Genomic DNA, 25,375 nt, shown 5'->3' with positions numbered 1-25,375 from the left:
CTTTTCCTAATTATCTGAATTTTTTGTAATAAAATCTCTATATTTTGATGCTGTATTATAACTTACTTGTGCTTCTTTTGCAACAGAGTAAATGGTAATTTTTTGATTAAACATTCTCATCATATTAACAGATGCTTCTATTTTTTTCTTTGCAGTTTCTTGTCTAGTTTTAGTTGCTTTTTTAGTTGCATTTGTTTTTTTTTCGGTAATACTTTTTTCATATTTTTTTTCTTCATTACAAAGTTTTTCATATAAGTCTAATTGTCCATGTTCTTTAGTTAATTCTTGCAATATCTTTAATTCATTGACTGTTATTGTAATTCTAATTTTAAAACCTTTTAATTATTTTTTAAATTTATTTTATATGGATATAACCAAGTGATCTAGTTGATAGTAACTATTAAAAATATTATTTATTATATTTGTAAACCATTATTTGTTGGAATAACATATCTGCAAAACCTATTGGCAAATTTGGATTTTCTTTTTCAACTGATATTATTATTTGCTTGATTTGTTTTTCTGACATATTTAATGTAATTGGCAAAATTGTTTGAGCGACTTTTTCTCGGAATTCTTGTTCTTCTTCTTTTGTCATATTTTATCTCTTATTTTTATTAGTTAGTTAATCCGAATTATATACTATTTATATAAAAGATTGCTAAAAAACTATTTTTTTTGACTTTTTTATAACTATATTAAAAAAAAGTTTTGTTATTATAATAAATATATTAGATAAATAATAATAAAAAGGCTAAATGATTGGAAATAAAAATTGCAAGTGAAGATGAGATAAAATATTGTTATAAAATAATGCATCAAATAAGAGAAGACTTATCAGATGATGCTTTACATAAAATTATTTCAAATCAAATAAAAAATGGATATCAATTAGCGTATGTAGTACATAATGATGAAGTTATTTGTGTTGCCGGATTTTCAATTGGATATAAGTTATCTATAGGGAAACATATTTATATTGATGATTTTGTTACAGATAAAAGTGTTAATGCAACACATGCTGGAAAAGCTTTGTTAGATTTTATTAAATTATATGCGAAACAACAAGAATGCAAATCAATTCATTTAGACTCAAGTGTTCATAGAAAAGATGCTCATAAATTCTACTTAAGTCAAGATTTAAATATTGAATCTCATCATTTTAGCATAGATTTGATAAACTTTTAGCTATAATTGCAAAAAAATTATATAGGATTTATATCTTGCTTGAATTAAGTAAAAAAATATCTTCATTAGTTGGTAGAACTAATGCTGAATACAAATTAATAAAAGAGGGTGATAAAGTTTTAGTTGGTTTTTCTGGCGGAAAAGATTCTTTAACTCTAATTCACACTCTAAATAGAATGAAAAAAGTTGCACAATATGATTTTGATTTTAAAGCAGTTACTGTTACATATGGAATGGGTGAACAAGTACAGTTTTTAGCAGATCATTGTAAAGAACATGGAATTGACCATGAAATTATTGATACAAAAATATTTGAATTAGCTGGTGAAAAGATTAGAAAAAATTCTTCATTTTGTTCATTTTTCTCAAGAATGAGAAGAGGGTATTTATATACAACAGCACTTGAACAAGGTTTTAATAAAGTAGCTTTAGGACATCATTTAGATGATGCAATGGAATCATTTTTTATGAACTTCTTCTATAATGGAACAATGCGTTCAATGCCTCCAATTTACAAAGCTGAAAATGGTTTAGAAGTGATAAGACCTTTAATCTTTTGTAGAGAAAGACAATTAAGAGCATTTGCTGATAAAAATGAAATCAATGTAATTGGTGATGAAGCATGTCCTGGTATGAGATTTGATATTAAAATGCCTCATGCAAGAGCTAGTACTAAAAAATTATTAGCAAAATTAGAAGAAGAAAATCCACAAATTTTTGTATCTATGAAAGCTGCATTTAAAAATTTCCAACCATCAACATTTTTTAATAAAGAAGAATTAAAGACAGTTCTAAAAGAAGAGGAAGATTAGTATATGAAAGTATTAGTCTCTTCATGTTTATTAGGCGAAGATGTAAGATATGATGGTAGAAATTCATCAATTGCGATGGGTTCATCTTTTACATTTTCACAAAAAGAGATATTTATGGATATACTTTGTGAAAACCAAATATACTCTTTTTGTCCAGAAGTTTCAGGTGGTTTAAGTACACCTAGATTACCTGCTGAAATAGTAAGTACAACTAAACCTTTTAAGGTTGAAACAAATGATGAAACAGATGTTACAATACCTTTTTTAATAGGAGCAAAAAATGCTCTTGATATATGTAATGAAGAGGGTATTAAAGTTGCATTATTAAAATCAAAATCTCCTTCATGTGGAAATACACATATATATGATGGAACTTTCTCAAATACTTTAATAGAAGGACAAGGCTTAACAGCTAGACTTTTAGAAGAAAATGGAATAAGAGTTTTTAATGAAACTCAATTGGAAGATTTAAAACAATTTATAGAATCTAATTAGATTCTATAAATTTTCATTTACTAAATTTGATAGTCTTAATGGATCTAAAGCTCCTGAAACTCTTTTAACTTCATGACCACCTTTATAAACTACAATTGTAGGAATTGATCTTATATTATATTTTGCACCTAAATCTTGATGTGCTTCTGTGTTCACTTTTACGAATAATGCTTTAAGTGGATATTTTTGTGCAACTTCTAAAAATATTGGTGCCATCATTTTACAAGGTCCACACCAAGGTGCCCAAAAGTCTACAATAACAGGAATATCAGAATTTACAACAACATGGTCAAAATTTGATTCATCAAGTTCTATTGGAGTTGTATCTAATAATGAATTTTTGCAAGACCCACAATTGGCCTTACTATAACTATCTTTTTTAGGAATTGAATTCACTTTTAAACAAGATGGACAAATAACATTTATTTTACTCATTTTATTTTCCTTTATTTTATATTTATCTGTATCATACACTTTATTAGTAAACTATTTGTTAATAATTATAAGCAACTTTATATTTTGGATCATCTTCTTCGTATGTACAAAATTGTCCAGCATTTTTCATAATAGATTTACATTCAGGACTTAAGTGTCTAATTTTGATTGTTTTATCAAGTTCAAGATATTTTTTTGTAATTGCATCAATTGCTTCAACACCTGAAATATCCATAACTCTTGCATCTTTAAAATCTAATACAACATTTTTTGGATCATTTTCTACATCAAAATTATCATTAAAAGCTGTTACACTTCCAAAGAATAATGGTCCATCAAAATTATATATTTTTGTTCCATCTTCTTCTATATTTGTTTTAGCTACAACTTTTGCATGTTTCCAAGCAAATACAAGTGCTGAGATTATCACACCAGAAATAACAGCAATTGCTAAATCTGCAACTATTGTAATACCAGTTACAGTTAGAAGTACAAAAGCATCACTTTTTGGCATTTTTGTAATTCTTGAAAAAGAACTCCATTCAAAAGTTCCAATAGAAACCATAAACATAATTCCAACTAAAATAGCAACAGGAATGATATTTAGAAGGTCTGTTAATGTTGCAACTAACAAAATTAATCCAATAGATGCTACAAGACTTGAAAGTCGTCCAAGACCACCTGATGTAAAGTTAATAATTGATTGCCCAATCATCGCACATCCTGGCATTGCTCCAAATAATCCACAAGTAATATTTCCAGTTCCTTGTGCAATACATTCTTGATTTGCACTTCCTCTTTTCCCACTAATTTCATCTAATACAGAAAGTGTTAAAAGTGATTCAATTACACCAACAAGTGCAACAATAATTGCATAAGGAAGAATAAGTTTTAATGCATCTAAACTTAAAATCGTATCAGGAATATGAAATGATGGAAGTAATCCTTTAAATTGTGATAAGTTAGCTAAATCACCTACAAGTTTTGTATCTATACCTGTAATATAAACACCAAGAGTAAATACAATAATTGCTATAAGACCAGCAGGAACAGCACTTGTCAACTTAGGTAAAAAGTACATAATTGCCATTGTTCCTAAGATAATTGCATACATAACTATTCCAGCACCATCTAAAAACTTAAATTGACTAGTAGCAATTACAACTGCAAGTCCATTTACAAAGCCATGAAGAGCAGGTTGCGGAACTAAACGAATAAATTTACCCATTTTAAAAGCACCAATTGTTATTTGTATAATTCCCGCAACAATTGCTGTTAAGGTAATATATTGCACTATTCCAAAAGAGAGTTCATCACCACTTAATCCTTGAGCGATTAATATATCTTTTGCCGCAATACTTAAACCAACAAGTACAATAGCAACCGCACCCGTTGCTCCTGAAATCATTCCAGGTTTTCCACCCATAAGTGCGGTTATTAATCCTAAAATAAATGCAGCATATAATCCAACAATTGGACTAACTTGTGCAATAAATGAAAAAGCAATAGCTTCAGGAACAAGTGCAACTGCGACTACTAGTCCTGATAAAATATCATTTTTTGCACTATTTCCTATAAAAGTATCTTTTATATTTAACAAATCTTAAACCTTTTTATCATAATTTTGTTTTTTAATAATTCGCGATTATATCGAAGAAGTAATTAATCTTAGTTTTAAATGATTTTTAGATATAATAATTTAATGAAATTACAGCTATTTAAGTCCGTTACATTCAAACTAATTTTATTAGTTCTTGTTGTTCTTTTTTCATTAATTAGTGCATCGCTTCTATTTAACTCTCAAATAGATAGGCTAAAAAAACAAATTGACAATCTTTATTTTGGTAATTTTGTGCCTATTATAAAATTAGAAAATATTCAAGACAATTATAAAAAAATTATTTCATGTCGAACACTTAAATATATTTGTGATTTTAAAAAAGAAAAAGAAATCATTCTAAATGAATGGGATTATTATTACAATTCTTATAAAAACAAAAAAGAGAGAAATGTAATTAATAGTATTGATGTTGCATTAAAAGAAACATTTAAAGTAAATAAACTCTATAAGTTTAAAGAAATAGTTAAAAAAATAGATTTTTTAATTGATTATGAAACTCAATCTGCGTATAAACAAAGAAAATTTTTTGTTGAAGATTATAAAACTATGAAAGATTATCTATTTTTTAATATACTTCTACTTTTAGTTTTAACTTTTGCAATTGTTGCATATATTATTTATCAACTTGTTAAAAAAGATAATCAATTAAGAATATTAAATACAAAATATAAAATTGATTCAATTACTGATTCAATGACACAAATATACAATAGAAAATATTTTGATACAATATTTGATAATATGACGTTTATTGCAAATGCAAATAAATGGGAATGTGCATTTATAATGTTTGATATTGATTTTTTTAAACAATATAATGATACTTATGGACATGACTTGGGTGATGTGGCTCTTAAAAAAGTTGCAAATGCTTTAAGAGAGTATTTTAATAATAAATATGAGTTTGTATTTAGATTAGGTGGTGAAGAGTTTGGTGTGATTTTATTTGATATAGATTATGATATCTTAGAATCATGCTTGAAAGAGATAAATCAAAAAGTTGTAGATTTAGGAATTGAACATAAAACAAGTGAAGTTTTAGATGTTATTTCTATTTCAATTGGTGCAATAATATATGAACCAAATACGTATATCTCTGCAAATAAACTTTTTAAAAGAGCAGACGATAGTTTATATAAATCAAAACATAATGGTAGAAATCAATACCATATATACAAAGGAAAATAATGTCTTTTTTATTTAATAAAAATAATCATTTTAATTTAGCTAATATAGTAACTTTTTTTAATATTGCATCAGGTATTTTTGCAATTTATTTTTTAACTCATCATGAGTTTTTCGCAGCAGCACTTTTTGCGTGGTTAGCAGGTGGCTTTGATATTATAGATGGGAAGATAGCAAGAAAATATAATCTTTCAACAGAGTTTGGAATTCAATTAGACTCATTTGCTGACTTTCTATCATTTGTAATTGTTCCTACAATGTTTATTTATTTTGCAGTAATAGATACAAAAGAGTTAATGCTTAATACTCCATTGATTGTATTTGCATTTATTTATTATGTTATTTCAGGTTTAAGAAGATTGATTCAATTTAATATTGATGCAGAAGAAGGAACAGTAGCTAAACACTTTGTTGGTATTCCTACTCCTTTAGGTGCAATTTTATTATGGCTTGTTTATTTAATATATTTAACAGGATTTATGAATGAACACGTTGTTTTAGTATTAATGATTATTATTGGATACTTATTAAATTCTAAAATAAAAATCCCTCATTTATAAGATTGATATTTTATGAATAATGAAGTAGTAAGTATAGATTTAGGTTCTAATTCTTTTAGGGTATTAAAATATGATTGTATTAATAACAAAATTATAAGTGAATATAATCAAGTAGTTGGTACAGCAGATGGTTTAGTAGATACTGGACTTATATCACAAGAAGCACAGCAAAGAGTTATAACAGCTTTAAAAGAATCAATTAAAGTTGTTGATTATAAACCTAGTTATGCTGTTGCAGTTACAACTGCAGCAATGAGAAAAGCTAGTAATAGTCAAGAAGTATTAGAAAACTTTGAAAAGCAAACAGGCGTGAGATTTAGTATTATAGATGGTATAGAAGAGGCTAGATTAACTCTTCTTGCTGTTAAATATGCATTAAAAAGAGAAAAGATTAACTCTTCTAAATTTATTCTTTTAGATATTGGTGGTGGTTCAACTGAAATTATTGTTAATACTAATGATGAGTATAAATCTCATAGTTTTGATTTTGGTATTGTTACAATGACTCAAAAATTTTTAAAACATCATGATTTACATAATGATTTATCTAAAAAGAAAATACAAATAAAAGAATATTTAAACTCATTAAATATTAATTTAAATGAATATGAATTTGTAGCAACAGCAGGAACTCCTACAACAATAGCAGCAGTAAAATTAGGACAAGATTTTTTCTCTTATGATAGAAATATTGTAAATGGAACAATTGTAGATTTAAAAGATTTAAAAGATTGTTTAAGCATCTTTGACAATTGTTCAAAAGATGAGATTACAAAGCTAGTTGGAAGTGGAAGAGTTGAGTTTATTCAAGTTGGAATTTATATATACAGAACTATTTTTGAAGTTTTAGGAAAAACTGAATCAATAGTGTTAGATGATGGGCTAAGAGAGGGTGTTGCTATTAATCATTATATAATGTAAAAGGTGTAAGGGTTAAGATAATAACCTTACACTTTGTGCCTGTACAATATTAGCTTGAGATGCTGCTAAATATCCAATATTAGAAAATACATTGTTTTTAGAAAAGTCTAAAGACTCTTCTCCAAAATTTTTATCTTTATTTAATTTATTCTTATTATATAAATCAACTTGTTCTTTAATATTTTCTATTGCAGTTTCTTCTACTTTATTTCCTAATTGTGTAAATTCATTAGAAATATTTTGTATTTGGTTTGAACTATTCTCAACTTTTGAAATAGCTGAATCTAACTGAATAGAATCATTTAAATTAGCACTATTAATTGTTTCAAATATTTGATTTGCAAATTCTGGTGTATTAATTTTTTCAATAGAAAAATTAGCACTATCTGTATTAATAGTAATTTGTTTTTTTTCATCATAATAATCAGTACTTAACAAATTTTCATTTTTATATTTTGTTTCATACGCTATTTGATTAAAATTTTTTAGATTATCATTTACAACTTGTTTTATATCATTTTTATCTTCTAAAGTGTTATTATCACTTTTTAAATTTTCTAATTCATTTTGGATATTTTTTAAATAGTTTTGTTCTTTCTCTAGTGCATTATTTGCAATTTTACTAATTGCAATACCATCATTTAATGATTGTACATTTAAAGATAATTCATCTCTTTTCTTATTATATTCATTAATTGAAAGTGAAGATGCAGTATCATTATCAATTTTTTGAAGTTGTTTTGATTCTGACGTTTTATCAATTTGAAGTTGAGATGATTGATTAAGGTTATTAATATTGTTATTTATACTGTTCACATCCATTATTAACTCCTAAAATTACTTATTATTTTGATTATATGTTAAGTAAACTAAAAGCAATCTAAAATCTAATATTTATGTATTAGTTGTTAACCAATAATTAATAAAAATTTTTGTAGAATTACGCTTATTTTAAAACGGAGAAGAACAATGAAAATGAGTGGCGCTAAAATGGTTGTAGAATCATTACATCTAGAAGGGGTTGAAGTTGTCTTCGGATACCCTGGAGGCGCTATTATGAACGTCTATGATGAAATTTATAAACAAAATCATTTCCAACATATTCTTAACAGACATGAACAAGCTTCAATAATTGCAGCTGAAGGTTATGCTAGAGCAACAGGTAAAGTAGGTGTTTCAATTGTAACAAGTGGACCAGGATTTACAAATGCAGTTACAGGTTTAGCTGATGCATATATGGATTCTATTCCTTTAGTTGTAATTTCAGGACAAGTTCCATCAAATATAATTGGTACAGACGGTTTCCAAGAAATTGATGCAGTTGGTATTTCAAGACCATGTACAAAACATAATTATTTAGTAAATAAAATTGAAGATTTACCAAGAATTATGAAAGAAGCTTTTCATATAGCAAGTACAGGTAGACCAGGTCCTGTTCATATTGATATTCCAAAAGATATTACAGCAGAAATATCTGATTTTGTATATCCAAAAGAAGTACATTTACCAACATATAGACCAACTATTAACTATAACAAAAAACAGTTAAAAAGAGCTATGAATGAACTTAGCAAAGCTAAAAAACCATTATTATATATTGGTGGTGGTGCAATTTTAGCTAATTGTGCTTATGAAATTAGAGATTTAGCAAAAAAACTTAATATTCCAGCTGTTGAAACATTAATGGCAAGAGGTGCAATGGGTGATGAAAATCCATTGTTCTTTGGTATGTTAGGAATGCACGGTGAATTTTCTGCGAATATGGCAGCACATGAAACTGATCTTTTAATTTCATTGGGTGCAAGATTTGATGATAGGGTAACAGGAAGATTAGATGAATTTGCATCAAAAGCAAAAGTTATTCATGTAGATATTGATCCTGCGAGTATTAGTAAATTAGTAACAGCAGATTATCCAATTGTTGGTGATTTAAAACGAACAGTAAATGGTATGCTTGAATCTATAGATGATTTAGAATTTAATGATTTTACTAATTGGGTTGAACTTTTAAGAGAATATAGAGAAAAAGAACCATTAAGATACAATGATTCTAATGATGTTATTAAACCTCAATGGCCAATACAAAGAATTGGGAAAATTTTAGGTTCTAAAGCTGTTATTTCTACTGATGTTGGTCAACATCAAATGTGGTCAGCACAATTTTTTCCATTCTCTCATCCAAGACAATGGGTTACTTCAGGTGGATTAGGAACAATGGGATTTGGCTTACCCGCTGCACTTGGTGTTGCACGAGCAATTCAAGGTACTGATAAAGTTTCTATTAATATTACAGGTGATGGTTCAATTCTTATGAATATACAAGAACTTATGACTTGTGTTGAAAGTAACTTACCTGTAATTAATATTATTTTAAATAATAATTACTTAGGAATGGTTAGACAATGGCAAACTATGTTCTATGGAAATAGATTATCGCAAACAGATTTATCTGTGCAACCAGATTTTCCAAAACTTGTTGAAGCTTTTGGTGGAATAGGTTACAGAGTTACTACAAAAGATGAGTTTGATGCAGCATTAAGAGATGCTATTAAACAAAAAAGACCTGCAATGATTGAAGTTATTGTTGCAAGAGATGAAGAAGTACTTCCAATGGTACCAAATGGTCATGCTTTAAATGAAATGACTTTAATAGAAGAGGGGAAATAATGAATAATTTTAATCACTACTACGATGTAGAAACAACTAGACAAGTAATATCTGTTGTTGTTATGAATGAACATAATGTATTATCAAGAATTGTTGGATTATTTTCTGCTCGTGGTTATAATATTGACTCTTTAACAGTAGCACCAATGGAAGGTAGCGAATATTCTAGAATGACAATTGTTACAACTGGTGATAAAAGAGTAATTGATCAAATTGTAAAACAATTAAATAAATTAATACCAGTATTAAAAGTTAATGAACACAAAAATGTTGTTGAAAAAGATACTGTTTTAATTAAGTTCTCTATTAACAATGAATTATCTGACATTGATGTAATTGCACGTGCTTATAATGGTTCAATTCAAAATGTTACAGATGAAGCTATAATTGTTTCGGCGACTGATTCAAGTGAAAGAATTATGAACTTTATTAAAGTAATGGAAAAATTCAATCCACTTGAAGTCGTAAGAAGTGGTATTGTAGCAATGGAAAGATAAGAAAACTTTTTCTTATCTTATCCTATAAAAGGATAACAAATGACTCTACAAAAAATAGCTCAATCAATAGGAATTGATTGTGATAATGCAAAAGAAATATCAGGTTTAAGTACTTTACTAGATTCTACACAAACAGAAATCACATTTTTAGAAAATAAAAAATATTTAAATGACTTAGGAAAAACAAAAGCAGCAGCAGTTTTAATACATAAAGAGTTTGCAAATGAAGTTCCTACTGGAACAATTGCACTTATTTGTGATGAACCATACTTAAATCTTGCTAAATTATCGAAACTTTTTGCTCCTGATGTGATAGAAATTGAAGGTGAAAAACCAATAATTGGTGGTTTTACAAAAGTTATGCCAAATGTTTATATAGGAAAAGGTTCAGTTATTGGTTCTGAATGTACAATAATGGCAGGTGCTTATATTGGTGATAATGTAAAAATTGGTAATAATACTATTATTCATCCAAATGTTGTAGTTTATAGAGACTGTAATATTGGTTCTGATTGTATTATTCATGCAGGAACTGTAATAGGAAGTGATGGTTTTGGCTTTGCAAACACTAAAGAAGGTAAATATGTAAAGATTTACCAAAATGGTAATGTAGAAATTGGTAATGATGTAGAAATTGGTGCAAATACAGCAATAGATAGAGCTGCATTTAAATCAACTATAATTTCAGATGGTGTAAGAATTGATAACCTTGTACATATTGGGCATAATTGTAAAATTGGAACAGGATGTATTTTAACAGGTCAAGTTGGACTTTCTGGTTCTACAACGCTTAATCATTATGTAATAATGGGTGGACAAAGTGGAACAGCAGGACATTTAGAAGTTGCTCCATTTACAACAATTGCAGCACGTGGTGGTGTTACAAAAAATATTACAGATCCTAAAAAATCTTGGGCTGGTTTTCCTTTATTTGAGCATAGAAAATGGCTTAAATTACAAAGTAAAATTGCTAAATTAATAAAATAAAGGCTCTGTCATAGCTAAAAAAATTATATCTTTAATCGTTTTATTTATTATTGTTTATTTTGAATTTTCTACATTTTATAGTACTAAAGATATAGTTGGGAAAGTAGGGTTTATATTTGCTAAAAACTCTCATATATACTTTGGTTTTCTATCTTATATATATTTATTACTATTTATTTATCCTTTATATATAATAAATTTTAAAGAAAATATAAGAGGAAAAGATTTAGTATTAAATATTATTATAGTCTTAATTGTACTCTTTGTATCACTAATCTTCCAATCATTAGTTCTTACAGATGGAATTTATAGTGGTGAAATAGGAAATATATTAGTTGATAGTTTAAGCCCATTTATTGGTAATGCTGGACTTTATATTTTTGTTTTAGTAGGTTTTATAATATCTTTTTTAGTTATCTTTGAAAATTCCGAAATGGATATTGAAAAAATTATAGGAAAACTAAAATTTGAGAACTCTAATAAAATTAAAAGAATTGAAAACAATAGAAAAGAAAAAAGAAAAGATGAAAAAGTTTCAGTAAGAGAAAATGGTGATACAGCTGAAATAATTATGGAAATGCCTACTGTTAAATCATCAACTTCTAATAAAACAAAAGTTAAGAATAATGTGCAAAGAAGTAATGATGAAGTTGAAATTGCTGAAATAATTGAAGAAGTAAAAAAAGAAGAATCAAATACAAAAAAAGAAGAGATAGTTGAAGAACAAAATGAAGCACATGGAATAATAGTAGAAGAGTTAGAAGAAAATAAAAAGCTTTTAGATGAAATAGAAGTAGGTGAAACAGAAAAACCTAAAGATTTTAAATTGCCTCCTACAAAGTTTTTTCAAGCAACTCCAGTAGAAAAGAAATCAAAAGTATCTGAAGCAGTTATTGATCAAAAAATATCTGATTTATTAGATAAACTTTCAATGTTCAAAATCGAAGGTGATGTTGTAAGAACTTATACAGGACCTGTTGTAACAACTTTTGAGTTTAAACCAGCACCAAATGTAAAAGTATCTAAAATTTTAAATTTACAAGATGACTTAGCAATGGCTTTAAAAGCTCAAACTATTAGAATTCAAGCTCCAATTCCTGGAAAAGATGTTGTTGGGATTGAAGTTCCAAATGAAGATACACAAACAATATATTTAAAAGAGATGTTAGAAAGTGATTTATTTCAAAATTCTAAATCACCATTAACAATGATTCTAGGAAAAGATATTGTTGGAAAACCCTTTATTACAGATTTAAAAAAATTACCACACTTGCTTATTGCAGGAACAACAGGTTCAGGTAAATCTGTTGGTATTAATTCTATGATTTTATCATTATTATATAAGAATTCACCAGATAATTTAAAACTTGTAATGATTGATCCAAAAATGCTTGAGTTTTCTATGTATAATGATATTCCTCATTTATTAACTCCTGTTATTACAAAAGCAGGGGATGCTATTAATGCACTTGCAAATATGGTGACAGAAATGGAAAGACGTTATACATTAATGTCACAAACAAAAACAAAAAATATTGAAAACTATAATGAAAAAGGTAAAAAAGAAGGTTTTGATACACTTCCTTATATAGTTGTAGTAATTGATGAGTTAGCAGATTTAATGATGACAAGTGGGAAAGATGTTGAATACTCAATAGCAAGACTTGCCCAAATGGCAAGAGCTTCTGGTATTCACTTAATTGTAGCAACACAAAGACCTTCTGTTGATGTAGTAACAGGTCTTATTAAAGCAAATCTTCCAAGTAGGCTTTCATATAAAGTAGGGCAAAAAATTGATTCTAAAATCATTTTAGATTCAATGGGTGCTGAATCATTACTTGGTCGTGGAGATATGTTATTTACACCTCCTGGGATGTCAGGGCTTGTTAGAATTCATGCTCCATGGTCAAGTGAAGATGAAATTGAAAAAGTTGTTGATTTCTTAAAAGATCAAAGAGATGTAGAGTACGATATGAATTTTATTAAAGATAGAAATTCTCAAAATTCTTCAAATACTTCAACAAGTGCAGAACTAGGTGATTTAGACGAATTATACGAATCTGCAAAAATGGTAGTTTTAAATGATAAAAAAACTTCAATTTCATATATTCAAAGAAAACTTAGAATAGGTTATAACAGAGCAGCTACTATTGTAGAACAATTAGAACAAACAGGAATCTTATCTGAGCCTAATATCAAAGGTAATAGAGAGATTTTAGGCTAAATAATTATTTTTAAGTCAACTCTAAAGTTATATAGAGCCTTATTTTATTTTATTTATGATAAAATAAATAAATTATTATAAGGAGTTTGTTATGAATACAAGTATTGTAGGAAGACATATAAATTTAACTGAACCAATAAAAGAATATATAAATAGCTCGGTGGACGTATTTAAAAAATATAACTTAGATATTATTTCTGTAAATTCAATTATTTCACAAGAAGAGAAACAAGGTAAAAAAGCATTTTCATTTGAATTTACTATAAATGTTGCTAATTTAGATACTGTTGTTGTTAAACAAAAAGATAAAGATTTATATTCTGCAATTGATATTGCAGTTGATAGAGTTTCAAAAGTTTTAAGAAGACATCATGATAAAATTTCTGCTCATAAAGCTACGAAGTTAACTGAGATTGATTCAAGTGTAATTGAAGATAAAATTGCAAGTGAATTAGAAAGATTTGAAGATGAGATTACTCCAGTAAGACTTATTTCTTATAAACCAATTGATATTGAAGAAGCGTTAAAAGAATTAAAGTCTTCTGATGCTCAATTTAAAGTATTTTATGATAAAGACGATAATATGAGAGTATTATACAAAACTAGTACGGAAGGAAAATTCGGATTATATTAATCTCGAATTTTCAATTAAGAAGGTATTAGTCTACTGACTAATGCCTTTTTTTATTTTAATAATATACAAATAGGATATTAAAAATTTATGAATAAAACATTAAAAAAGATTGCACTTATTGGTCAACCAAACGTAGGAAAATCATCTTTGTTCAATAGAATTGCACAAAAAAGAATTGCAATTGTTTCTGATATAGCTGGAACAACAAGAGATATTAGAAGACATGAAGTTACTATTATGGATAAGACAGCATTAATGCTTGACACAGGTGGTATTGATGAAACAAACGATGCAATATTTTCAAATGTAAAAAGAAAAGCTATAGAAACAGCAAAAGAGGCTGATATAATACTTTTTATGGTTGATGGTAAAAATATACCTGATGATAAAGATAAAGAATTATTTTATGAGCTTCAAAGATTAGGGAAAGAATTAGCTTTAATTGTAAATAAAATTGATAATGATAAAGAATTAGAAAGACTTTGGGAATTCTTTGAATTTGGAATTGGTGAAGAAAACTTATTTGGAGTTTCAGTTTCTCATAATAGAGGTACAAAAGATTTATTTATGTGGCTTTACTCACATCTTCCTGAAGTTGAAGAAGAAGTATTAGAATCAAGTGAAGTTAAAGAAGTTATAACAGAAGCTCACATCCTTCCACTAGCCCAAATAGAAGCTAGCGATAATTTAGGTGAGTATGAAGTTCAAGAAGATATTATTTTAGATGATGAAGAAGTTGAAACTCCTGATACTTTTGTAGTTGATAATAAAATAAAAGTAGGAATTATTGGACGTGTTAATGTTGGAAAATCTTCAATATTAAATGCAATTGTAGGACAAGAAAGATCAGTTGTATCTCCAATTGCAGGGACTACTATTGATCCTGTTGATGAAGTATATGAGTATGCTGATAAAAGTGTTACTTTTGTAGATACAGCAGGATTAAGAAGACGTGGGAGAATTGAAGGAATTGAAAAATTTGCTTTATTAAGAACAAAAGAAATGTTAGAAAAAGCAAATGTTGCTTTATTAGTTCTTGATGCTTCAACAGAATTAACAGACCTTGATGAAAAAATTGCTGGATTAGTTGATGAGTTTGGCTTAGGTACTATAATCGTTCTTAATAAATGGGATGAAAATATGGAAACTTTCAAAAAAATGGAAGAATTAATTAGAGAAAGATTTAAATTTCTTTATTATGCTCCAATTATTGCAGTTTCAGCTAAAACTGGGCGTTCTATAGATAGATTAAAAGATAAAATTATTGAAATATATAATAATTATACACAAAGAATTCCAACATCAGCTCTTAATAGAGTAATTGAAAAAGCAACTATTAGACATGCTCTACCAAGTCCAAATGGAGCTTATTTGAGAATTTATTATTCAACACAATTTGAAACTAAACCACCAAGAATTGCTCTTGTTATGAACAAACCGAAATTATTACATTTTTCTTACAAAAGATATTTAATTAACTTCTTAAGAGATAATTTTAATTTTGAAGGTTGTCCAATTCATATTATAGCACGTGGGAAAAATGATAAAATGGGTGATGAGGAATATTTAAAAGAAGATAGTTAATTCAAGGAGTAGCATTAATGCAGAATATAAAAAATGATATATTTGCTGGTATTACAGCTGCTGTTGTAGCACTTCCATTGGCTTTAGCTTTTGGTGTTGCAAGTGGGGCTGGTGCTATTGCTGGATTGTATGGTGCAATTATATTAGGTTTTTTTGCTGCAATTTTTGGAGGAACTCCTACTCAAATTTCTGGACCAACTGGTCCTATGACAGTTGTAATAGCATCTGCTATTGCAATATTCCCAAATGATTTTTCAACTATAATGACTATAATTTTTCTATCTGGATTAATCCAAATTTCTTTTGGAATAGTTGGTATTGGAAAGTGGATTAAATATATTCCATATCCTGTTATTTCAGGTTTTATGTCAGGTGTTGGGGTAATAATCATAATTTTGCAAATTAACCCATTTTTAGGTGTTGAATCATATAGTTCAGTTATTTATACACTATCACAACTTTTTGACACAGTTAAACATGCAGATAATCATGCATTAATTATTGCATATATAACATTGGCAATAATGTTTTTAACTCCTAAATTTATTACAAAATATGTTCCTTCTGCATTAATAGCTCTTTTTGTTGTTACATATTTTACTATTTATATGGCTTATGATGTTGATACAATTGGAACTATTCCTGTAGGTTTACCTCAATTTACTTTGCCCTTTTCTTTTGATTTATTACAATTAGATACTATTATTACTTATGCTATTACATTAGCATTATTAGGTTCTATTGATTCTTTGCTAACTTCGCTTGTAGCTGATTCAATGACTAAAACTAAACATAATCCCAAAAAAGAATTAATTGGTCAAGGGATTGGTAATACAATTTGTTCATTTTTTGGTGCAATTCCAGGTGCGGGGGCAACTATGCGTACAGTAATAAATATTAATAGTGGAGGAAGAACTAAATTATCTGGAGTAGTTCATTCTATTACTCTTTTAATTATCATATTATTTTTAGCACCACTTGCTTCACAAATCCCACTTGCAGTTTTATCAGGTATTCTAATAAAAGTTGGTTTTGATATTTTAGATTATAAATTCTTAAGAATTATGAATAAGGTATCAAGACAAGATTTACTTATAATGGTAACAGTTTTTTTACTTACAATTTTTGTAGATTTAATTATGGCAGTAGGTGTTGGTATAACGATTGCATCAATTCTTGCAGTTTATCAAATATCTAGAAATACAAGAATAAAAGCAAAAAGACAAAGAAGTTTTTGTGATATTAAAAATAAGAATATAGAAATTATTAAAATTGATGGCTCATTATTTTTTGGTACGGTTTCGCATTTAGATAGTAGATTAGATAATATACCTTCTTTTAAAAAAGTTATACTTGATTGTAAAAATGTTTCATTTTTAGATATATCAGCTATTTTTACTTTAGAAGATATGATTACAAAATTAAAAAATAGAAATATTGAAACATTACTTGTTTTAAAACATGGACATAAAAGAGATATTATTGATGTTGATACCGATGGCTCTTTTTCAAAAAATAAAATGTTTTTTAAACTTGAAGATGCTATTGACTATACTCAAAAATTAACTTTAAAACATAATGTCTAAGATATATTTATTAAATAATTTAAAATATGAAGGTATTGAAAACTTAGAAGTTTTTGGTATTGAATATTTAGAATCTGCTATTGATTTATCAATATATGATGCATTGGTTTTTACATCAAAAAATGCAATATATTCTATTGACTCTTTTAATAAATCTTGGAAAACTATACCTTCATATGCAATTGCTCCTAAAACTGCAAAGATTATAAAAGATCATGGAGGAAATCTCATTTTTACCGGTGTTTCATCTCATGGGAATGAGTTTGCAAAAGAGTTGAGTTGCTTACTTAAAAATAAAAAAGTATTATATATTAGAGCTTTAAAAACAGTATCTAATATTAGTAATATTTTAAAAGAAAACGATATTGATGTAGATGAATTAATTGCGTATAAGACTTCATGCAAAAAATCTACTAAAATACTTGAAGAAGGTTCTGTCTTTATATTTTCTGCACCTTCAAGTGTAGAATGTTTTTTTAAAAATTATAAATGGAGTGATACTTATACTGCAATAGCAATTGGAAAAACAACTGCAAAATATTTGCCTTCAAATATTAAATATTATGTAAGTGAAAAAACATCAATTGATGAATGTATAAAACTTGCAAAACAACACTTACTTTAAACTCAAATTCAATCATCTTTAGATAGAATATCGCCATCTAAGTAGTACGGGATTTCCATTGTTGAGGGTCCGATACTGTATTTGTGCGTGTAATTGTAGAAGTATGGTGTGCAGTGATTCATTATGTTCTCGCTCCTAATGTACTCCTCTTATATGCAGTTATTGGCTTTTTAGGGCCAAGTTGATGGTTAACGGCTACTTGGATATTCAAATAAATTTAATAAATTATAATAATAATAATACAAGGAATAATCGTGAATATATTAATACTTGGTAGTGGTGGTAGAGAATACTCTATTGGATTAGCAATCTCTAAAGAAAATGAGCATAACTTATTTTTTATGCCAGGAAATGGTGCTACTGATAATTTAGGGACAAATATTAATATTAAAGATTATAATGAATTAGCTTTGTGGGCTAAAGACAATTTAATAGATTTGACAATTGTAGGACCAGAAGCTCCTTTAGTAGATGGTGTTGTTGATATATTTAAAGAAAATGACTTAACTATTTTTGGACCAAGTCGTGCAGCAGCACAATTAGAGGGTTCAAAAGTTTATATGAAAAATATATTAAAAAAATATAACATACCAACAGCAGCGTTTATAGAAACAAAAGATGAAAAAGAAGCTCATAATTTTATTGATACTATGAGTGTACCAATTGTTGTAAAAGCAGATGGATTATGTGGTGGAAAAGGTGTAATTATTGCACAAAGTATCCAAGAAGCAAAAGATGCAGCATCTGATATGCTAGCAGGAACTTCTTTTGGTGATGCAGGAACTTCAATAGTTGTTGAAGAATTTCTTGATGGTTATGAACTTTCAATTTTTGCTATTTGTGATGGTGAGAATTATGTAGTATTACCAGCTGCACAAGATCACAAAAGAATAGGTGATGGAGATACAGGACCAAATACTGGTGGAATGGGTGCATATGCTCCAACTCCATTAGTTAATGATGAAATTTATCAAAAAGTAGAAGATAGAGTTATCATACCAACTTTAGAAGGTATGAAAAAAGAAGGAGCTCCATTTGAAGGTGTTCTTTTTATTGGAGTAATGGTAGTTAATGGTGAACCAATTATCTTAGAATACAATGTAAGATTTGGTGACCCTGAATGTGAGATTTTAATGCCTTTACTTGAAACACCAGTTTCAGAATTATTTTATAAAGGTGCAACAAAGCAACTTGATAAATTAGATATAAAAATAAAAAATGAGTTTGGTGTTGGTGTTGTAATGGCAAGCGAAAATTATCCATATTCAAGTTCAACTCCAGCTGAAATAATTATTGACAATATAGTAGATTTAGATTTATTAAATAACTCTCATATTTCTTATGCAGGAGTGTCTAAAGAAGATGGGAAACTAATGGCTGATGGTGGACGAGTTCTTGTTTGTGTTGGTTTTGGGAATAGTATTAAAGAAGCTAGAGATAGAGCTTATGAGCTTTGTGGTCAAGTGCATTTTGCTGGGAAAAAAATCAGAACTGATATTGCATATCAAGCATTAAAGTAGTTATATGAGTAATGATACAAATGATTTACAATTAGCATCAATGAGATCAAGAGCTGTTGCGTTTGTAATTGATGATTTACTTGTAACAGCTATTGTTCTTATTATTTTTTGGGATAATATAATGGCTGTAAGTAGTGATATGAATGCAATGATGTATTTTATTCAAACAGATTTAGTAATGCCTTTATTACTTTTAAAACTAGTATATCAAGCAGTGTTTGTTTGGTATTATGGTGCCACAGTAGGTAAAATTGTAGCTAAAATTAGGGTTATAGATACGGATACTTGGGGTCAAGTATCACTATTTTCTGCGATTTTAAGATCAATAGGAAGAATTTTTTCAGAAATGTTCTTTTATATAGGTTTTTTAATTGGATTTTTTAATGATGGGAAAAAAACATTCCATGATTTAATTGGTAAAACATTGGTTGTAAATGCTTAAAAATAATGTAGCTTCTTTATTATTAATTTCTTCCATAGCCACGGTAAATGCAGCTGAATTAAAAAATGAAAAATTTCAACTAATATCTGAGAATATAAACACTGAAAACAATATTGTTACAGCAACAGGGAATGTTATTGTTTTTTCTCCAACATACTATCTTAGTGCATCAAAAATTATTTATAATAAACTTGAGGAAACTTTTGAATTATTTGATAATGTATTAATTCTAAAAGATAATAATATTCAAACACAAAGTGATTATGCTTTAATTAATTTGAAAAAGGATTCATATTCTCAAACACCTGTGCTTCTTTTTGATAAAGAAAGTAATCTATGGGTTAATTCAAAAAAATCTACAAAAGAAAATACTAATATTGCATTAGATAGTTCAATAATTTCGTCATGTGATTGTGTTGATCCTGCATGGAGTATTAAAGTATCTTCTGCAACTTACGATACAGAGAATAAATGGGTACATGCATATAATCCAAGATTATATTTTAAAGATGTTCCAGTATTTTATAGTCCTTATTTAGGTTTTCCTACAGATACAACTAGAAGAACAGGTTTATTACCTCCTACTATTGGGTATTCAGGTAATGAAGGATTATATTATTCTCAATCTTTATTTATTGCTCCAAAGGCAAATTATGATTTAGAAATAATTCCGCAAATTAGAACACAAAGAGGTTATGGTGCTTATTCTTATTTTAGATATGCAGATTCTCCATACTCTTTACTTAAATTAAATGCAGGATTTTTTAAAGAAAAAGGATCTTATCAAATAGAGAATGATTTGGATAATCAAAAACATTATGGTTGGAGTGTTGATTATCAAAGAACAAAACTTTTCTCGAGTAAGAATCATCAAGATGGTTTATATGCATCAATCAATTGGTTAAATGATGTTGAATATGAAACATTAGAAGATGAAGAAAATACTGTTTCTACTGATCAAAAAGTTGAATCTAAAATAAACTATTTTTATAATACTCCAGAATATTATGGTGGAGTATATGGTAGATACTATATTGATACTTCCAAAGATTCTAATGATTCAACTTTACAAGAACTTCCTCAAATTCAATTTCACTCATATAACAAAGAATTATTTGGGATAGATAAACTTATATATTCAATTGATACTAAATATAGAAACTATACAAGAGAAGAAGGTTTAACAGCAAATCAATATGAAATTTCTTTACCTATAAATTATAATAAATATTTTTTAAATGATTTTTTATATCTTAATGTTGAAAATAAACTTCTAGTTAGTAAATATAATTATTCAAATAATACTTCGAATTATGAAGATGGGACACTTGTACAAAATGAGTTTAAAGTTTCTGTTGGTACAGATTTAATTAAACCTTATGATAATTATCTCCATACTATAAATTTTAATGTAAGTTATTCTCATCCTGAAAGTTTAGAAGAAGATGGAGATTTATATGGAATCACTACAACTGATAGTACAAGTGAATTATCATCTTTTCCTAATACAGAAGGAAATAGAAATATAAACATATCTTTAAATCAATCTTTATATGATAATAATAATTTAAATCAAATTATAAATCATAAGTTAACACAATCAATTTTATATAATAGTGTAGATGAACCAAAATTACAAAATACTGAGAATTATATTAAATTAAATTATCAGAATGGTTCGATATCAAATCGACTTGTTTATAATGTTCAAGATAAACAGTTTATTGAAACTTCATTTGATGCTACTTACAAACTTGATGATTTGTCTTTAAGTGTTGGTTATTATAAATCAAAAGATACAGAAAATCCATATACTGATAATGAAGATTTAGAATCATATCGTGCACAAGCAGATTATCAACTTTCTAAAGATTATAAAGTATCTTATTATGAAAATTACAACCTTCTAGAAAAAGTTAGAAGTAAACAAGGAATTAGTTTAAATATAAATGATAGATGTTGGAATTTAGATATTAAATATGAAAGAGAAAGAGTTCCTTCTACTACTAGTAGTAGCACAAGTGATGGAATAGATCAAAAAATTGTATATTTTAATTTAGAACTTAAGCCACTTGGTGGAATTAATCAAAAGTATAAGGAAGATTAGATGACAACTGACCCTATATTTTTTAAAAATAGAGAAGTTGCAGCATATAGACTACTTGATATTTTACCAATTGATAAAATGAAATTAGAGGATTGGACAGTTTTATCTACATCTTATGGAGGATATCCAATTGCTAAGATTATTGCTAAAGAGTTAAATGCCCAATTAGATATGATGTTTTCTAAAAAGATTTATGCTCCTAATAATCACGAATGTGAAATTGCTATTGTTACTGAAGTTGAAGAAGTTTTGATTCATGAAGAACTTGTAAAAGTATTTGATATAAGTTTAGATTTAATTTATGGACAATCAAAATTTTTATATGATAATGAATTATCATATGAAGTAAATAAGTTTAGAGATGATAGGAAATTAACAAATTTAAATGAAAAAAACATATTACTTATAGATGAAGGATTAAATACTGGTTTAACAATGATGGCATGTATTAAAAGTGCAATTAAACTTGGTGCAAAATCAATATCAGTTGCAACACCTGTAATACCAAGTGCAAGTATTCAAACGATTGAATCAATTGCAGATGACTTGTATTATGTAGAAAAATTAGATCACTTTATATCTATTAATTTTTATTATGATACATTAAATGAATTAAAATTTGAAGATATAGAAACAATAAAAAAGGATTAAAATAAAATGTCAACAGTTTGTGAGTTTGAATTAAATAAGAAACAAGAAATTTTTGAGTTTGGTAAAGTTGCCAAACAAGCTAATGGGTCAGTATTAGCAAAATTAGGAAATGCAGTGGTTTTAGCTACAGTGGTTAGTGAGTTTGATAATCCTGTAAGTGAAGATTTTACTCCTTTAACAGTTCAATATATTGAAAAGACTTATGCAGCAGCTAAGTTACCAGGTGGTTTTATAAAAAGAGAAGCAAAGCCAAGTGAATTTGAAACATTAACTTCAAGAGTAATCGATAGAAGTTTAAGACCATTATTTCCAAAAGGTTATGTGTACCCAACAACAATTACAGTTATGGTTTTAAGTGCAGATAAAGATGTTGATTTACAAGCTTTAGCTTTAAATGCTGCAAATGCTGCTTTATATACTTCAAATCTACCAATTAAAAAATCAGTTTGTGGTGTAAGAGTTGCTAAAATTGAAGGTGAATATATTGCTAATCCAAAAATGAGTGAGCTTGAAAATTCTACACTTGATTTATACATAGCTGGTTCTAAAGATGAATTATTAATGATTGAAATGAAATCTATTTCTTCATCTGATATGGTTGAAGTTGATATTGAAGCATTTACAAAAGTTCATAATTCAAATGAAATGAATGAAGCTGATTTAGTTGAAGCTATTGCTTTTGCTCAAAAATCATTACATGAAGCAAATACTGCTTATGAAGCTGGATTTGAAGAAGCTTGTAAAGAAATGAAAGATATTGAATTAGTTGAATTTAAAATTCCTGAAGAAGTAATTGTTTATGTTAGAAATACTTATTCGTCAAATATTACAGAAGCTATTAAAAAGTTAGCAAAAAGTGAAAGAGCAACTGAACTTAAAGATCTTGCAAAAATGATTGCAATTGATGATCATTGTACAGAAAATGAAATTGAATTTTCTGTAGTATACGAAGCAGTATCTGTTGTAAAAAGAGAAATTGTAAGAGGAATGATTGTAAATGAAAAAGTAAGAGCTGATGGAAGAGGGCTAAAAGATGTTAGACCAATTTCAATAGAGACTAATATTTTACCATCTGCACATTCTTCTTGTTTATTCACACGTGGTGAAACACAAGCTTTAGTTGTTGGAACATTAGCTGGTGCAAAAGATGGTCAAATGTATGAAAAACTTACTGAAAAATCAACTTCAATTGAAAATTTCATTCTTCACTATAACTTCCCAGGTTTCTCTGTAGGTGAAGCAAAACCAATGTTTGGAGTAGGTCGTCGTGAATTAGGTCATGGTAACTTAGGTAAAAAAGCACTTGAACCAACAATTGATGATGATTATACTGAAACAGTAAGATTAGTATCAGAAATTCTAGAATCTAATGGTTCTTCTTCAATGGCGACTGTTTGTGGTGGTTCTTTAGCACTTAAAGCAGCAGGTGTTCCAATTTCAGATTTAGTTGCAGGTGTTGCAATGGGAATGGTAGTTGAAGATGGAAAATATTCTGTATTAACTGATATTATGGGTCTTGAAGATCACGATGGTGATATGGATTTTAAAGTTGCTGGTACAAATAAAGGTATTACTGCTTTACAAATGGATATTAAACTTGGTGGAATTGAATTAAATGTTTTAGAAGAAGCATTATTACAAGCTAAAGAAGGGCGAGAACATATTTTAGGTCTTATGGAAACAGCAGCAGAAGAAATAATTCCAAGTGATGCATTACCTTTAATTGAGCAATTTGCAATAGATCCTAGTAAAATAATGGTTGTAATTGGAAAAGCTGGTTCAACAATTAAAGAAATTATTGAAAAATTCTCTGTAGGAATTGACTTAGATAGAGATAGTGGAAATGTAAAAGTAAGTGGAAATAATAAACAAAATGTATTAGATGCTTGTGAACATATTAAAACTATTTCTAATAATGCAGTATCTAGAAAATCTCCATCAAAAGATTTAAATTTTGAAAAAATATATCAAGTAGATGATGTTTTAAGTGGAAAAGTTGAAAGAATTGTTGACTTTGGTGCATTTATTTCTTTACCTCAAGGTGGAGAAGGATTACTTCATATTTCAAAAATATCTAAAGAAAGAGTTAAAAATGTTTCTGATGTTTTAAGTGTTGGAGATGAGATAAAAATAAGAGTTTTAAAAGTAACAAAAGATAGAATAGAATTAGCTTCTAATTCAATTTAATAATTAACCCTGATTTAATATTTCTTACGTTAGTATAGATAAATAATTTTCTAATATACAACGTAAGGGGTACTAATATGGCCAAGCTTTTAATCGTAGATGATTCTACAATGTTAAGAGATATGTTAAACTACGCATTAACTGAAGGAGGTTACACTGAAGTAACTGAAGCTATTGATGGTGTAGATGGTTTAGCAAAAGCTAACAGCACTGATTTTGATTTAATAATAACTGACGTAAATATGCCAAATATGGATGGTCTAACACTTATTGGCGAACTAAGAAAAATTCCAAAATATTCAAAAAAACCTATTCTAGTACTAACAACTGAGAGAAGTGATGAAATGAAAACCAAAGGTAAAGCAGCAGGGGCTACTGGTTGGATTGTTAAACCTTTTGTTCCTGATCAATTATTAAAAGCCGTAAACATTGTATTAAGCAGATAAT

Annotated in this window: 25 protein-coding genes; 20 read left to right on the top strand and 5 right to left on the bottom strand. The window is 27.7% G+C overall.

The genetic code is table 11. The features are described from left to right. Positions 1 to 6 precede the first annotated feature (6 nt). A complete protein-coding gene (locus D9T19_RS00305; RefSeq protein WP_121626201.1) occupies positions 7 to 291 on the bottom strand; it encodes a hypothetical protein in 285 nt (94 codons plus the stop codon). A 118-nt stretch (positions 292 to 409) separates the two neighbouring features. Continuing rightward, entirely contained in the window at positions 410 to 598 is a 189-nt protein-coding gene (locus tag D9T19_RS00300; RefSeq protein ID WP_121626200.1) for a hypothetical protein, read from the bottom strand. Positions 599 to 762: 164 nt separating this feature from the next. On the opposite strand from D9T19_RS00300, the gene D9T19_RS00295 reads away from it, so the two are divergent. Genes D9T19_RS00295 through D9T19_RS00285 form a run of 3 tightly spaced genes read left to right on the top strand, consistent with a single transcriptional unit; the run spans position 763 to position 2,495 of the window. After that, positions 763 to 1,188, top strand: a complete 426-nt coding sequence (locus tag D9T19_RS00295) for a GNAT family N-acetyltransferase (RefSeq protein ID WP_121626199.1) — start codon at positions 763 to 765, stop codon at positions 1,186 to 1,188. A 35-nt stretch (positions 1,189 to 1,223) separates the two neighbouring features. Further along, positions 1,224 to 2,000 (top strand): PP-loop family protein, encoded by a 777-nt coding sequence (locus D9T19_RS00290; protein WP_121626198.1) that lies wholly within the window; start codon positions 1,224 to 1,226, stop codon positions 1,998 to 2,000. Between the two features lie 3 nt (positions 2,001 to 2,003). Further along, entirely contained in the window at positions 2,004 to 2,495 is a 492-nt protein-coding gene (locus D9T19_RS00285; protein WP_121626197.1) for a 2-thiouracil desulfurase family protein, read from the top strand. Between the two features lie 3 nt (positions 2,496 to 2,498). Here the strand turns inward: D9T19_RS00285 and trxC are convergent, their stop codons facing one another. Both trxC and D9T19_RS00275 read right to left on the bottom strand, forming a co-directional pair. After that, positions 2,499 to 2,930, bottom strand: coding sequence for a thioredoxin TrxC (trxC, locus tag D9T19_RS00280; protein WP_205588659.1), 432 nt, complete (start codon positions 2,928 to 2,930; stop codon positions 2,499 to 2,501). Between the two features lie 58 nt (positions 2,931 to 2,988). Continuing rightward, positions 2,989 to 4,530 (bottom strand): SulP family inorganic anion transporter, encoded by a 1,542-nt coding sequence (locus D9T19_RS00275; protein ID WP_121626196.1) that lies wholly within the window; start codon positions 4,528 to 4,530, stop codon positions 2,989 to 2,991. 102 nt (positions 4,531 to 4,632) lie between these two features. Here D9T19_RS00275 and D9T19_RS00270 point away from each other — a divergent pair, with 102 nt between their 5' ends. Genes D9T19_RS00270 through D9T19_RS00260 form a run of 3 tightly spaced genes read left to right on the top strand, consistent with a single transcriptional unit; the run spans position 4,633 to position 7,217 of the window. Then, positions 4,633 to 5,739, top strand: a complete 1,107-nt coding sequence (locus D9T19_RS00270; RefSeq protein ID WP_121626651.1) for a GGDEF domain-containing protein — start codon at positions 4,633 to 4,635, stop codon at positions 5,737 to 5,739. Beyond that, a complete protein-coding gene (locus tag D9T19_RS00265) occupies positions 5,739 to 6,296 on the top strand; it encodes a CDP-alcohol phosphatidyltransferase family protein (protein WP_121626195.1) in 558 nt (185 codons plus the stop codon). Before D9T19_RS00270 ends, D9T19_RS00265 begins: the two co-directional genes overlap by 1 nt. A gap of 12 nt (positions 6,297 to 6,308) precedes the next feature. Then, the gene (locus D9T19_RS00260; protein WP_121626194.1) at positions 6,309 to 7,217 is read left to right on the top strand and encodes a Ppx/GppA phosphatase family protein; all 909 of its coding nucleotides are present in this window, start codon (positions 6,309 to 6,311) and stop codon (positions 7,215 to 7,217) included. A 12-nt stretch (positions 7,218 to 7,229) separates the two neighbouring features. On the opposite strand, the gene D9T19_RS00255 is transcribed toward D9T19_RS00260, so the two are convergent. Beyond that, positions 7,230 to 8,039 carry a hypothetical protein gene (locus D9T19_RS00255; protein WP_121626193.1) on the bottom strand — a complete coding sequence of 270 codons (810 nt, stop codon included), beginning with the start codon at positions 8,037 to 8,039 and terminating at the stop codon, positions 7,230 to 7,232. Positions 8,040 to 8,186: 147 nt separating this feature from the next. On the opposite strand from D9T19_RS00255, the gene D9T19_RS00250 reads away from it, so the two are divergent. The 14 genes from D9T19_RS00250 to D9T19_RS00185 all read left to right on the top strand — a co-directional run bounded on the left by D9T19_RS00250 (position 8,187) and on the right by D9T19_RS00185 (position 25,374). Next, positions 8,187 to 9,884 (top strand): acetolactate synthase large subunit, encoded by a 1,698-nt coding sequence (locus tag D9T19_RS00250; protein WP_121626192.1) that lies wholly within the window; start codon positions 8,187 to 8,189, stop codon positions 9,882 to 9,884. Continuing rightward, the gene (gene ilvN / locus D9T19_RS00245) at positions 9,884 to 10,381 is read left to right on the top strand and encodes an acetolactate synthase small subunit (RefSeq protein ID WP_121626191.1); all 498 of its coding nucleotides are present in this window, start codon (positions 9,884 to 9,886) and stop codon (positions 10,379 to 10,381) included. The genes D9T19_RS00250 and ilvN overlap by 1 nt, the downstream gene beginning before the upstream one ends. 39 nt (positions 10,382 to 10,420) lie before the next feature. Further along, positions 10,421 to 11,368, top strand: coding sequence for a UDP-3-O-(3-hydroxymyristoyl)glucosamine N-acyltransferase (lpxD, locus tag D9T19_RS00240; RefSeq protein ID WP_121626190.1), 948 nt, complete (start codon positions 10,421 to 10,423; stop codon positions 11,366 to 11,368). A 10-nt stretch (positions 11,369 to 11,378) separates the two neighbouring features. Continuing rightward, positions 11,379 to 13,592, top strand: coding sequence for a DNA translocase FtsK 4TM domain-containing protein (locus tag D9T19_RS00235; protein WP_121626189.1), 2,214 nt, complete (start codon positions 11,379 to 11,381; stop codon positions 13,590 to 13,592). A gap of 91 nt (positions 13,593 to 13,683) precedes the next feature. Next, entirely contained in the window at positions 13,684 to 14,226 is a 543-nt protein-coding gene (hpf, locus tag D9T19_RS00230) for a ribosome hibernation-promoting factor, HPF/YfiA family (protein ID WP_121626188.1), read from the top strand. A gap of 87 nt (positions 14,227 to 14,313) precedes the next feature. Beyond that, complete coding sequence (gene der, locus D9T19_RS00225; RefSeq protein WP_121626187.1) at positions 14,314 to 15,810, top strand: ribosome biogenesis GTPase Der; 1,497 nt, start codon at positions 14,314 to 14,316, stop codon at positions 15,808 to 15,810. A 17-nt stretch (positions 15,811 to 15,827) separates the two neighbouring features. Further along, entirely contained in the window at positions 15,828 to 17,396 is a 1,569-nt protein-coding gene (locus tag D9T19_RS00220) for a SulP family inorganic anion transporter (protein WP_121626186.1), read from the top strand. Continuing rightward, a complete protein-coding gene (locus D9T19_RS00215) occupies positions 17,389 to 18,021 on the top strand; it encodes a uroporphyrinogen-III synthase (RefSeq protein ID WP_121626185.1) in 633 nt (210 codons plus the stop codon). Before D9T19_RS00220 ends, D9T19_RS00215 begins: the two co-directional genes overlap by 8 nt. Positions 18,022 to 18,275: 254 nt before the next feature. Next, positions 18,276 to 19,541, top strand: coding sequence for a phosphoribosylamine--glycine ligase (gene purD, locus D9T19_RS00210; protein WP_121626184.1), 1,266 nt, complete (start codon positions 18,276 to 18,278; stop codon positions 19,539 to 19,541). A gap of 4 nt (positions 19,542 to 19,545) precedes the next feature. Beyond that, positions 19,546 to 19,983, top strand: coding sequence for an RDD family protein (locus D9T19_RS00205; RefSeq protein WP_121626183.1), 438 nt, complete (start codon positions 19,546 to 19,548; stop codon positions 19,981 to 19,983). Continuing rightward, positions 19,976 to 22,090, top strand: a complete 2,115-nt coding sequence (locus D9T19_RS00200; RefSeq protein WP_121626182.1) for an LPS-assembly protein LptD — start codon at positions 19,976 to 19,978, stop codon at positions 22,088 to 22,090. Before D9T19_RS00205 ends, D9T19_RS00200 begins: the two co-directional genes overlap by 8 nt. Beyond that, positions 22,091 to 22,741 (top strand): phosphoribosyltransferase, encoded by a 651-nt coding sequence (locus D9T19_RS00195; protein WP_121626181.1) that lies wholly within the window; start codon positions 22,091 to 22,093, stop codon positions 22,739 to 22,741. A gap of 6 nt (positions 22,742 to 22,747) precedes the next feature. After that, positions 22,748 to 24,928 (top strand): polyribonucleotide nucleotidyltransferase, encoded by a 2,181-nt coding sequence (locus D9T19_RS00190; protein WP_121626180.1) that lies wholly within the window; start codon positions 22,748 to 22,750, stop codon positions 24,926 to 24,928. A gap of 77 nt (positions 24,929 to 25,005) precedes the next feature. Beyond that, positions 25,006 to 25,374, top strand: a complete 369-nt coding sequence (locus tag D9T19_RS00185; protein ID WP_121626179.1) for a response regulator — start codon at positions 25,006 to 25,008, stop codon at positions 25,372 to 25,374. The last annotated feature ends 1 nt before the right edge of the window (position 25,375 follow it).

It is taken from the genome of Poseidonibacter antarcticus, assembly GCF_003667345.1.
GTDB lineage: Bacteria > Campylobacterota > Campylobacteria > Campylobacterales > Arcobacteraceae > Poseidonibacter > Poseidonibacter antarcticus.
The sequence above is the reverse complement of the archived record's forward strand: the minus strand, read 5'-3'. Positions and strand labels throughout refer to the sequence as shown.

Excerpts from the sequence above, each read along its gene's own strand:
- D9T19_RS00300 (WP_121626200.1), bottom strand. The coding sequence starts at position 598 with ATGACAAAAGAAGAAGAACAAGAATTCCGAGAAAAAGTCGCTCAAACA.
- D9T19_RS00285 (WP_121626197.1), top strand. The coding sequence starts at position 2,004 with ATGAAAGTATTAGTCTCTTCATGTTTATTAGGCGAAGATGTAAGATAT.
- trxC (WP_205588659.1), bottom strand. The coding sequence starts at position 2,930 with ATGAGTAAAATAAATGTTATTTGTCCATCTTGTTTAAAAGTGAATTCA.
- D9T19_RS00270 (WP_121626651.1), top strand. The coding sequence starts at position 4,633 with ATGAAATTACAGCTATTTAAGTCCGTTACATTCAAACTAATTTTATTA.
- D9T19_RS00265 (WP_121626195.1), top strand. The coding sequence starts at position 5,739 with ATGTCTTTTTTATTTAATAAAAATAATCATTTTAATTTAGCTAATATA.
- D9T19_RS00260 (WP_121626194.1), top strand. The coding sequence starts at position 6,309 with ATGAATAATGAAGTAGTAAGTATAGATTTAGGTTCTAATTCTTTTAGG.
- D9T19_RS00255 (WP_121626193.1), bottom strand. The coding sequence starts at position 8,039 with ATGGATGTGAACAGTATAAATAACAATATTAATAACCTTAATCAATCA.
- D9T19_RS00250 (WP_121626192.1), top strand. The coding sequence starts at position 8,187 with ATGAAAATGAGTGGCGCTAAAATGGTTGTAGAATCATTACATCTAGAA.
- ilvN (WP_121626191.1), top strand. The coding sequence starts at position 9,884 with ATGAATAATTTTAATCACTACTACGATGTAGAAACAACTAGACAAGTA.
- lpxD (WP_121626190.1), top strand. The coding sequence starts at position 10,421 with ATGACTCTACAAAAAATAGCTCAATCAATAGGAATTGATTGTGATAAT.
- hpf (WP_121626188.1), top strand. The coding sequence starts at position 13,684 with ATGAATACAAGTATTGTAGGAAGACATATAAATTTAACTGAACCAATA.
- der (WP_121626187.1), top strand. The coding sequence starts at position 14,314 with ATGAATAAAACATTAAAAAAGATTGCACTTATTGGTCAACCAAACGTA.
- D9T19_RS00220 (WP_121626186.1), top strand. The coding sequence starts at position 15,828 with ATGCAGAATATAAAAAATGATATATTTGCTGGTATTACAGCTGCTGTT.
- D9T19_RS00215 (WP_121626185.1), top strand. The coding sequence starts at position 17,389 with ATGTCTAAGATATATTTATTAAATAATTTAAAATATGAAGGTATTGAA.
- D9T19_RS00205 (WP_121626183.1), top strand. The coding sequence starts at position 19,546 with ATGAGTAATGATACAAATGATTTACAATTAGCATCAATGAGATCAAGA.
- D9T19_RS00200 (WP_121626182.1), top strand. The coding sequence starts at position 19,976 with ATGCTTAAAAATAATGTAGCTTCTTTATTATTAATTTCTTCCATAGCC.
- D9T19_RS00195 (WP_121626181.1), top strand. The coding sequence starts at position 22,091 with ATGACAACTGACCCTATATTTTTTAAAAATAGAGAAGTTGCAGCATAT.
- D9T19_RS00190 (WP_121626180.1), top strand. The coding sequence starts at position 22,748 with ATGTCAACAGTTTGTGAGTTTGAATTAAATAAGAAACAAGAAATTTTT.
- D9T19_RS00185 (WP_121626179.1), top strand. The coding sequence starts at position 25,006 with ATGGCCAAGCTTTTAATCGTAGATGATTCTACAATGTTAAGAGATATG.